The sequence below is a fragment of the Streptomyces sp. P5F9 genome (genome assembly GCF_057961495.1).
Window position 1 is genome coordinate 1 of the sequence record NZ_JBXVPZ010000330.1, and the last position, 10,826, is coordinate 10,826.

Here is a 10,826-nt window from a genome sequence, read left to right on the forward strand (position 1 = left end):
CCCCCGCACAAGCCCGCCGCAGGCGACCCCTTCGATCACGACGTCCTGCCCACTCCCCCGGGCGCGACCGGCACCCTCCTGCGCTCCCTCCTCGCGCCGATGAAGGCACGCGTCACCGTCACAACCCTCCTCCTGCTGCTCCAGCAGGCGGCCGTACAGGTGGGCCCCCTCCTCGTGGCGTACGCCATCGACCGCGCGGTTCCGGCGTTCCGGGACGACGACCACGGCCCGCTGATCGCCGTAGGGGCGGGCTACCTGCTCTGCGCGCTGGTCTCCGGCGGACTCCAGTACGCGTTCATCGGCGCCTCCGCCCGCGTCAACCAGGACGTGCTGCTCGATCTGCGCGGCCGTATCTTCCGGCACGCGCAGGCGCTCAGCATCGACTTCCACGAGCGGTACACGTCCGGCCGGCTCATCTCCCGTTCCACCACGGACATCGAGGCCCTGCGCGAACTGCTCAGCGAGGGACTCCAGGAACTGATCACGGTCATCCTGTCGTTCGTGTACATCTCGGCGATGCTGCTCTGGCTCGACCTGGGCCTCGGCGCCGTCGCGGTGGCGTCCTTCGTGCCGTTGTACCTGCTGGTGCGGGTCTACCAGCGGCGCGCGGTACGGGTGTACGCGGTCCGTTCCACGGCGATCGCGCGCGTGATCGTGAAGTTCGTCGAGACGATGAACGGCATCCGCCCGGTCCGCGCGTTCCGCCGTGAGGCCGTGAACGACGCCGACTTCGAGGTTCTCAACCAACGGCACGAACGCTCCAACGGCGACGCCCTGCTGGAGATGGCCCGCTACGTCACCGGCTCCCGCCTGGTCGCCAACACGGCCGTCGCGGTGATCGTGCTCTGGGGCGCGACCCGAGTCGCGGACGATTCCCTGGAGTTGGGCGTACTGGCCGCCGCGGTGCTGTACCTACGGCGGCTCTACGACCCGATCGACCGCCTCGGCATGTTCCTCAACTCCTACCAGTCGGCCGCCGCTTCCCTGGAGAAGATCGCGGGCCTGCTGGCCCAGACCCCGTCGGTCCCCGAACCCTCAACCCCCGTCCAGCTCCCGGCACTTGAGTCGGAGCAGCCCGGCCGCGAGGTCGTCTTCGACGGCGTCCGCTTCGCCTACCGCACCGGCGGCGAGGTCCTGCCCGTCTTCGACCTCACCCTCCCCGCCGGCCAGACCGTCGCCGTGGTCGGCTCCACCGGCGCCGGCAAGTCCACCCTGGCCAAGCTGCTGGCCCGGTTCTACGACCCCTCGGACGGGCGGGTCCTGCTCGACGGCGTCGACCTGCGCGAACTGTCCGTGCCCGAACTGCGGCGCGGGGTGGTGATGGTGACGCAGGAGGCGTTCCTGTTCTCCGGCACGGTCGCCGAGAACATCGCGATCGGCCGCCCGGACGCACCCCGTGAGGAGATCGAGCGGGCCGCGAAGGCGATCGGCGCCCACGACTTCATCAGCGCGCTGCCCGACGGCTACGACACGGACGTACGCAAGCGGGGTGGCCGTATCTCGGCGGGTCAGCGCCAACTCGTCGCGTTCGCGCGGGCGTTGCTCGCCGACCCCGCCGTCCTCATCCTCGACGAGGCGACCAGCTCCCTCGACGTCCCGGGCGAACAGGCCGTACAGCGCGCCATGTCGACGGTCCTGCGCGGCCGTACGGCGGTAGTGATCGCGCACCGGCTCTCCACGGTCGAGATCGCGGACCGGGTGCTGGTCATGGAACACGGCCGCGTCGTCGAGGACGGCACCCCGGCCGAACTGATCGCGGAGACGGGGCGGTTCGCGGACCTGCACCGGGCGTGGCGGGACAGTCTGGCGTAAGCGCGATGCGCGCAGCCCGGCCTGCCTCGCACCCCCATGAACACCGCCCGTAACCGCCAGTAACCGTTCATAGCCGTTAGTCACCTCCCCCCTACCGCCCCCTCCCGTTCCGCACCTCCAGGCTTGCTAACCGGAACCCTGTTCCGTATCGTTTCCGGAACAAGGTTCCGCTTACCCGTCCTGGAGGACACAGCCATGCAGTACCGCACCCTGGGCCGCACCGGCGTACAGGTCAGCACCCTCGCGCTCGGTGCGATGAACTTCGGCAGGATCGGGCGCACGAGCCAGGAGGAGGTCACCGCCGTCGTCGACGCCGCTCTCGCGGGCGGGGTCAATCTCATCGACACCGCGGACGCGTACAGCGGCGGCGAGTCCGAGGAACTGCTCGGCAAGGCGATCGCCGGTCGCCGCGACGACATCGTGCTGGCCACGAAGGCGAGCCTGCCGATGGGCGAGGAACGCAACCACCAGGGCGGTTCGCGCCGCTGGCTGGTGACCGAGCTGGACAACAGCCTGCGCAGGCTCGGTGTCGACCATGTCGACCTCTACCAGATCCACCGCTGGGACCCGCGCACCAGCGACGAGGAGACCCTCTCCGCGCTGACCGACCTCCAACGCGCGGGAAAGATCCGCTACTTCGGCTCCTCGACGTTCCCCGCGTACCGCATCGTCCAGGCGCAGTGGGCCGCCCGGGAGAACCACCTGAGCCGCTACGTCACCGAGCAGCCCGGCTACTCGATCCTCCAGCGCGGGATCGAGACCCACGTACTGCCGGTGACCGAGGAGTACGGCCTCGGCGTCCTGGCGTGGAGCCCGCTCGCCTCGGGCTGGCTGTCGGGCGCGATCCGCGAGGGCCTGTCCATCACGACCAGCCGCTCGACGTTCATGCCGCAGCGCTACGACACCACCGTCCCCGCCAACCGGGCCAAGCTCGACGCCGTCGAACAGCTGGCGAAGGTCGCCGACGAGGCCGGGCTCACGATGATCCAGCTCGCGCTCGGTTTCGTCACCGCACACCCCGCCGTGACCAGCGCGCTGATCGGCCCCCGGACCCTCGACCACCTGCACAGCCAGCTCGCCGCAGCGGACACCGTGCTCTCCGCCGACGTACTCGACGCGATCGACACGATCGTCACCCCCGGCACCGACCTCGCCGCCCACGAGAAGAACGACACCCCGCCCGCGCTGCTGGACCCGTCGCTGCGCCGCCGCTGAGACCCACCGGACAACCAAGGGGACGGAAGCACAGTCATGTCCGACTCGAACACCGCGATCGTGTCCGTGAAACCGCTGATCCTGCCCGCCCCGGGCCGCGGCGAGGACCTCCAGGTCCGCGTCTCCGTGCCCGTGACCGGCGGCGGTCTGCCCGTCGTCGTCTTCTCGCACGGCTTCGGCTGGTCGATGGACGGCTACGCCCCGCTGGCGGACCACTGGGCCGGGCACGGCTTCGTGGTCGTCCAGCCCACGCACCTCGACTCCAGGACGCTCGGCATCCCGCACGAGGACCCCCGCTTCCCGCGGATCTGGCGCATCCGCGTCGAGGACCTCAAGCGCGTACTGGACGGACTCGACGTCCTGGAGGCCTCCGTGCCGGGCCTCGCGGGGCGCCTCGACCACGACCGCGTCGCCGTGGCCGGCCACTCCTGGGGAGCCCAGACGGCGAGCACCCTGCTGGGCGCGCGCGTCCTGGACCCCGACGGCGTACCCGGCGAGGACCTGTCCGACACCCGCGTCAAGGCGGGCGTACTGCTCGCCCTGACCGGCCTGGGCGACGACCTGACCCCGTTCGCCGCCGAGCAACTCCCCTTCATGAGGCCGTCGTTCGCCACCATGACCACACCGGCACTCATCGTCGCCGGGGACCACGACCAGTCCCGGCTCTCCACCCGCGGCCCGGACTGGTTCACCGACCCGTACACCTACGGTCCCGGCGACAAGACCCTGCTCACCCTCTTCGGCGCGGAGCACTCACTCGGCGGCATCCCCGGCTACGAGGTAGCCGAGACGACGGACGAAAGCCCCGCACGCGTCGCCCTGCTCCAACGCCTCACCACGGCCTACCTGCGCAGCGCCCTGCGTCCCGAGGACACCGGTTGGCAGCGGGCGGCCACCGCACTGGAGCAAGACCCCGACCCGCTGGGGAAGTTGCAGAGGAAGTAGAGGCGCTCAGGGAAACCACACCTCCCCGATCCCCGCCTCCCCCTCCTCACTGCGGTCGACCACGAACGTCGACTCGACCCGCTCCTCGTCCACGTACACCGACAGCGCGCCACCGGTCAGCACGTGCAGCAGTTCGTCGTAGTCGACGAAGTCCTCGTCATCGTCGGCCAGTTGACCGGGGTCGATGCCCACGGCGGTCAGGGTGGCTCGGGGGTCGCCGGTGGTCTCCAGTTCGTCGAAGCCCTCGACCGCCAGGTCCGGAGCACCCGGCACCGCGACCAGGATCTTCAAGTAGGCCGCCCCGAAGTCCCGTTCGCAGACGGCGACGATCCGGGCGTCGGGGTGCCTCTTCTTCTGGGCCCGGAACTCGTCCTCCAACGCGCTGGACAACACCCCGTCCTCGACGAGCGCCGGGTCGGTGATCTTCACCGTGGCCCTCCACGCGGCCGCGCGTACGACGTCCAACTCCCCCCGGTCGGAAGGGCTTTCGGGATGCCCGAGCCGAGACGGATCCTCCTCACCGCGAATCCCCGCGACCGACGACAGCGACAACACGGCCGCCCTCGCCGCCTCCGGGTCGTGCGCCACGACGGACGGTCGCTCCTCGGGTCGCAGCGGAGGTGCGAAGGGAGGCTGGACCACGACCAGATGCGCGTGCCCGCTGTGACGGGGGTCCACCCGTGTTCCGGGAGATACGGGACTCATGGCGCCGAGCGTATGCCGCGGGTCCGCGCCAAGCTGTGAACACCCTGTGGAGAAGGCGAGTTGACCCGGTCACCGAAGCGCGGATCAGCTTCGACATGTACATGCGCGCGTCTAGCGTGAGGTCCGTTCGGCGGCGCCACATCGACCACGGGGGCCCCTGGCGCCGCGCGAACACCCCATGCCCACTGGGCCCCCACGGGGACATCACGTGCACACACCCATACGCCACCGGCGGTTGCGCGCACTGCGACGGTCGGTCGTCGCGCTCGCGTGCGCCTCGGTCATGGCTCTCACCGGGCTTCCCGGGATCACGGCGGCGGATGCCGCGCCGAGACCGCTGGATCCGGGCAAGCGCTGTGACGAGTTGTACGGCCTGCCCTCCAACACCCGTCCGACCACCGGGCTGCCGCAGTTCGACGCCTCCCGGGCCACCTCCCAGTGGGACGACTACGCGTACGTCAATCCGGCCAAGGAGTGGGACGGGCTCGGGGCGCCGTCCGCCGCCAAGCAGGCCGCGCTGTCCGAGCTGACCAAGGCTCCGGCGACGCAGCCCGACCGGGTCTGGTGGCGGTGGCTCCAGCAGAAGGACAAGTACCCGAACTTCACGGACTATCGGGACGCCGTGTTCATCCCGAACTCCGGGAACGACCCGCGCGGCAAGGCCTTCGAGCAGAAGGTGATCAAGGATCACGGGCTGGTCGGGCCCGAGTGGATCTGCCAGAAGGAGGTCGAGTTCAAGGACCCCGACACCGGCAAGACCTACCGGCGCAAGCTCGACGCGTACAACACGCGCACGAAGCAGATCCTGGAGATCAAGTCCAACGGCAGCCCGGACCGGACGCAGGTGCCCAAGGACCTGGCGTGGGCCAAGGACCCGGCGTGGAAGGACAGCAAGGTCAAGTACGTCTTCGCCGAGCCGCAGAAGGCGGACGCGAAGAAATTCCTGGGGAACATGCGGCAGCTCGCCGGGGACCGGGTCACCGAGTACAACTACCGTTCCGATCGGGTGGAGTTGGCGCCCAGGAGCGGTGGTCAGCGGGCGACCAGCGGGCTCATGCAGCCTCCCGGCCAGTCCGGCTCCACGCGCGGCGGGCTCACCGATCTGATCCGCGAGTCGCGGCCCACCCCGAAGAGCATGGCGGACTTCCTGAACGCCAAGAACGCGGCCAACCCGGGTGGTCTGCCGCGCGGTCCAGGTGGTGTCGACTTCTCGACGCTGGACCTGAAGTACGTCGGCAAGCCGGTCAGGGGCAAGGGCGTCGACTTCGCGTTCGACGCCAAGGAGGACCCCACCGAGCAGTCCGGCTGGGGTGGCAAGGCCAACTCCCAGCTGATCTCGGACGCGTTCTTCACCTGGCTCGCGCTGACGCCGGACAAGTTCTGGGTCAACCTCAACCCGGACGAGCCGGACCGCATCATGGACGCCAAGTTCGGCAGGACGGACGCGGGTCGGGTGCTTCTGGAGGCCGACCTCCAGATGAAGCACGACTTCTACAAGGCCATGGACCCCGCGACCGACCTCGGCAAGCGCTACTGGGCCGCTCTCCCCAAGGAGAACGGCAAGCCGTGCATGCCCGGTCTGCGCAACTGGATCGAGCCGAAGACCGCGCAGGTCCGTGAGCAGGACGGCGGCATCTACATCCTCGACACCCCGCTGCGTCTGAAGTCGACCGCGCAGACCACGGTCACCCAGGGTCCCGGTGAGCCGATCTGCACCCCGGACGAGGCCACGACCAAGGCGGCCCAGCGGGTCATCGACCAGATGATCGTGCCCGCGGTGGAGAAGACCATCAACACCGCACCGCAGTACGCCGATCTGCGCCGCGTCTACACCGCGCGCGTCGCGGCCGAGTACATCCGCCAGCAGGACGCCAAGTCGCCCACCGACTACCACGCCATCATCAACAGCGGCGACGCCTCCCGCTGGCCGCTGCGCGCGCCCAACCAGGACTGGACCCGCGAGGCGCTGTTCCAGAAGTACCGGAACATCTACACGCACGGCGAGTTCACTTACGACGTCCCCGACGCGAACGGCACCGTGCAGGTCTACATCGTGGGCGGCGTCGACCTGTCCAAGCAGCCCAAGCAGAACGTCGGCAAGGTCCAATTCACCGTTCAGCACCGCTACTTGCCCCGGCAGACGCAGACCAGCGTGAAGACCCTCACCGACAACACCGACACGACGGGGCAGTTGCTCCTCGGCGCGAACACGGCCGCCGACGACACCGGCACGTCCACCCCCACACCCACGCCGACCCCGACACACACCGGGAAGCCGACCCCCACTCCGACCCACAGCGGCGGTGGCGGCGGGAGCACACCGGCACCGGCACCCACGACGCCCGCGCCCAATGACCCCGGCGGTGACCTCGCCCACACCGGCAACGACGCACCGGTCGGCCTGATCTCGGGCATCGCCGGCGTCCTCGCCGTGGCGGGCGGAGCACTCGTGTGGTGGATGCGCCGCCGTAGGACCGCCCAGGGGTAACTCCCGGCGGACGAACACCTGATGGGGCCGGTACGCGCACTCCGCGTACCGGCCCCTTGGCGTGCGGGCGCGCGATATTCGATGGGCAACCGCGCTCACGCTCGGTAATCTTCGTTGCCTCCAACCACCCCCGGATCGCTCACGGCTGCGCGCGCCCGGCAGCCTGGGCAAGGAGGCTCATGATCGACGCGTACGAGGATCCCGGGACACCGGACTGCCGGGGCGGCTGGCGGTTCCTGTGGTGGCTGGTGTGGCGGCAGCCGGGGCGGGCGGTGTCCGGGGCGCTGCTGTCGAGTGTGTGGATGGTGCTGATGGCGGCGGCGCCGTATCTGATGTCCCGGGCTGTCGACGACGGGCTGGTGGCGGGGAACATGGGCGCGCTGGCCTGGTGGGCCGGGGTGCTGTTCGTGGTCGGCGCGGTCAACTCGTGGCTGAGCATCATGCGCCACCGCACGATGACCCGGGTCCGGATCGACGCCAACTTCCGCACGGTGAAGCTGATCGTCGGCCAGACGGTCCGGCTCGGCGCCGTGCTCTCGCGCCGCGCGCAGGCGGGCGAGGTGATCACCACCGGCGTCGGCGACGTGTGGACGATCGCCCAGTCCCTGACGGTCGTCGGCCCCGGCTTCGGCGCCCTCGTCGTCTACGGCGTGGTCGCGGGCGTGCTGCTGTCGATCTCGGCGCCGCTGGCCGCCGTGGTGCTGCTGGGTGTGCCGGTGATCGCGTTGCTCGCGGGGCCGTTGACGCTGCGGCTGCAGAGCGTGGAGACGGAGTACCGGGAGCGGCAGAGCGTGCTGACCGCGCGCATCGGCGACCTCGCGGGCGGCCTGCGTGTCCTCAACGGCCTTGGCGGCAAAGGGCTGTTCGCGGACGCGTTCCGGCGTGACTCGCAGCGGCTGCGCGCACAGGGCTACCGGGTGGGCGCGGTGGCGAGCTGGGTACAGGCGATCGGGGTCGGGCTGCCGACGCTGTTCCTCGCCGTGGTGACCTGGCTCGCGGCCCGGCTGACTGCCCAAGGGCAGCTCAGCATCGGCGAGTTGGTCGCCGTGTACGGCTATGTCGCGGTGCTGATCGGCCCGGTGTCGTTCTTCGTGCAGATGGTCTACGAGCTGAGCCGGGGCGTGGTGGCCGCGCGGCGGGTCGTAGAGCTCCTTCGGCTCGAACCCGCGCCGGATGCCGGGGAGTTGGCGGCGCCCGCCGAACCGGCCGCTCTGCACGATCCCGACTCCGGGGTGCGGGTGCTGCCGGGGCGGCTGACCGCGCTGGTCGGGGCGCGGCCCGCCGACGCGCTGGCCGTGGTCGACCGGCTCGGGCGGTACGCGCCGTCCGTGGCGACCTGGGGCGGGGTGCGGCTCGACGCGATTCCGCTGGAGCAGGTGCGGGCGCGGATCCTGGTCGCCGACAACGAGGCCGACCTGTTCGCCGGACCGCTGACGGAGGTCGTGTCCGGGCGCCACGAGCGGTCGGCGGAGGCGCTGGCGAAGGCCGTGCGCGCGGCCGCCGCCGACGACATCGTGCAGGGGCTGCCGGAGGGTCTTGACTCGGCGGTGGCCGCGCAGGGACGCAGTCTCTCCGGGGGACAGCGTCAACGGGTGCGCCTGGTAAGGGCGTTGCTCGCCGAGCCCGAGGTGCTGCTCGCGGTGGAGCCGACCTCGGCGCTCGACGCGCACACGGAGGCGGCGGTCGCGCGACGGCTGCACGCGGAGCGCACGGGCCGTACGACGGTGGTGACCACGACGTCCCCGCTGGTCCTCGACCACGCGGACACCGTGCACTACCTGGTCGACGGCAAGGTCGCGGCCAGCGGCGGCCACCGCCGGCTGCTGGCGGAGGAACCCGGCTACCGCGCGCTGGTGGCCCGGGACGCGGAAGTGGAAGAGGAAGAGGAAGAGGTCGTACGGTGACGCAGTCCTCACTGGCCAAGGGTCAACTGCCCGTCGCCGAAAAGGCGGACGTACGGCGGGCCGCGCTGCGCCTGGTGCGGGCCGACCGGCGGGCGTTCGGCGTGGTGCTCGTGGTGAACGCGCTGGCCGCGGCGGCCGGGCTCGCCGGGCCGTGGCTGCTCGGGCGGATCGTGGACGAGGTGCGGGCCGGGGCCGGGGTGAGCACCGTGGACCGGCTGGCGCTGGTCATCGTGGCGTGCGCGCTGGCCCAGTTGCTGCTGGCGCGGTGGGCGCGGTACGTGGGGCACCGGTTCGGTGAGCGCACGCTGGCGCGGGTGCGGGAGGACTTCGTCGACCGGGCGCTGGCGCTGCCCGCGTCGGTCGTGGAGCGGGCCGGGACGGGTGACTTGACCGCGCGCGGCACGGCGGACGTGGCGATCGTGGGGACGACCCTGCGTGATGTCGGGCCGGATCTGCTGGTCAACTCGGTGCAGGCTCTGTTCGTGATGGGCGCGGTGTTCGTCCTCGACCCGCTGCTCGGGCTGTTCGGGGTGCTGGGGCTCACGCCGGTGTGGTTCGCCCTGCGCTGGTATCTGCGCCGGGCCCGGGACGGCTATCTCGCGGAGGGCGCGGCCAATTCGGAGGTCGCCGAGATCCTCACGGCGACCGTGTCCGGGGCCCGCACGGTGGAGGCGTTCCGGCTCCAGGAGCGGCGGGTGACCGCGAGCCGGGACACGCTGCGGACGGCTCTGCGGAGCCGGCTGTACACGCTGTACCTGCGGACCGTGTTCTTCCCGGCGGTCGAGATGTCGTACACGATCCCGGTGGCGGGCGTGCTGTTCGTCGGCGGGTGGCTGCACGGGCGCGGGGAGGTGGGCCTGGGTGCGGTGGTGGCGGCGGCGCTGTATCTGCGGCAGTTCGCCGAACCGCTGGACCAGATCCTTATGCGGGTCGAGCAACTCCAGAGCAGCGGCGCCTCGTTCGCCCGCGTGGAGGGGCTGGCCCGGGCGCCCCGCGCGGAGGGCGACGACGACACCCCGGCTCCGGCGGACGACCGGATCGACTTGACCGGCGTGCGGTACGCGTACGAGCGCGGCGGCGAGGTGCTGCACGGCGTCGACCTGACCGTGCGGCCGGGTGAACGGCTCGCGGTGGTCGGCCCGTCCGGCGCCGGGAAGACCACGCTGAGCCGGCTGCTGGCGGGCGTGGACGCGCCGACCGAGGGCACGGTGACCGTGGGCGGGGTGCCGGTCCACAGGCTGGAACCGGAGACGCTGCGCCGCCAGGTGGTGCTGGTCACCCAGGAGCACCACGTGTTCCTGGGTTCGGTCCGCGACAACCTCCTGATCGCCGAACCGGGCGCCACGGACGAGGAGTTGTGGGCGGCACTGAACGCGGTGGGCGCCGAGGAGTGGGTCCGGGACCTGCCGGACGGGCTCAACACCCGCCTCGGCCCCCGCGGTTCGGCGACCGACGGCTCACAGGCCCAGCAACTCGCCCTCGCCCGCGTGGTGTTGGCCGACCCGCACACCCTGATCCTGGACGAGGCGACGGCGCTGCTGGATCCGGCCACCGCCCGCCACACCGAGCGTGCCCTGGCCGCCGTACTGGAGGGCCGTACCGTCATCGCCATCGCCCACCGCCTGCACACCGCCCACGACGCGGACCGGGTCGCGGTGATGGAGAACGGCCTGCTGACCGAACTCGGCCCGCACGAGGAGCTGGTGGGGGCGGGGGGCGCTTATGCGGCGCTGTGGCACTCGTGGCATGGGGACGGG

The 10,826-nt window shown here is 71.2% G+C and carries 7 protein-coding genes; 6 read left to right on the forward strand and 1 reads right to left on the reverse strand.

Annotation, left to right across the window (positions count from 1 at the left end; all coding sequences use genetic code 11):
* From AC31A1_RS36570 to AC31A1_RS36580, 3 genes are all read left to right on the forward strand, one after another.
* On the forward strand, nucleotides 1–1,812 hold a 1,812-nt coding region (locus AC31A1_RS36570), incomplete at its 5' end, for an ABC transporter ATP-binding protein (protein WP_489657430.1).
* Between the two features lie 195 nt (nucleotides 1,813–2,007).
* Nucleotides 2,008–3,027: an aldo/keto reductase gene (locus AC31A1_RS36575; protein WP_489657431.1), complete on the forward strand. Its 1,020-nt coding sequence runs from the start codon at nucleotides 2,008–2,010 to the stop codon at nucleotides 3,025–3,027.
* Nucleotides 3,028–3,063: 36 nt separating this feature from the next.
* Nucleotides 3,064–3,972 (forward strand): alpha/beta hydrolase family protein, encoded by a 909-nt coding sequence (locus tag AC31A1_RS36580; protein ID WP_489657432.1) that lies wholly within the window; start codon nucleotides 3,064–3,066, stop codon nucleotides 3,970–3,972.
* Between the two features lie 6 nt (nucleotides 3,973–3,978).
* Here AC31A1_RS36580 and AC31A1_RS36585 read toward each other — a convergent pair whose 3' ends face one another.
* Nucleotides 3,979–4,677 carry a DUF6333 family protein gene (locus AC31A1_RS36585; RefSeq protein ID WP_489657433.1) on the reverse strand — a complete coding sequence of 233 codons (699 nt, stop codon included), beginning with the start codon at nucleotides 4,675–4,677 and terminating at the stop codon, nucleotides 3,979–3,981.
* A gap of 208 nt (nucleotides 4,678–4,885) precedes the next feature.
* On the opposite strand from AC31A1_RS36585, the gene AC31A1_RS36590 reads away from it, so the two are divergent.
* The 3 genes from AC31A1_RS36590 to AC31A1_RS36600 form a co-directional block, all read left to right on the forward strand.
* The gene (locus tag AC31A1_RS36590; RefSeq protein ID WP_489657434.1) at nucleotides 4,886–7,165 is read left to right on the forward strand and encodes a hypothetical protein; all 2,280 of its coding nucleotides are present in this window, start codon (nucleotides 4,886–4,888) and stop codon (nucleotides 7,163–7,165) included.
* A gap of 179 nt (nucleotides 7,166–7,344) precedes the next feature.
* Complete coding sequence (locus AC31A1_RS36595) at nucleotides 7,345–9,069, forward strand: ABC transporter transmembrane domain-containing protein (protein ID WP_489657435.1); 1,725 nt, start codon at nucleotides 7,345–7,347, stop codon at nucleotides 9,067–9,069.
* An 11-nt stretch (nucleotides 9,070–9,080) separates the two neighbouring features.
* On the forward strand, nucleotides 9,081–10,826 hold a 1,746-nt coding region (locus AC31A1_RS36600), incomplete at its 3' end, for an ABC transporter ATP-binding protein (protein WP_489657436.1).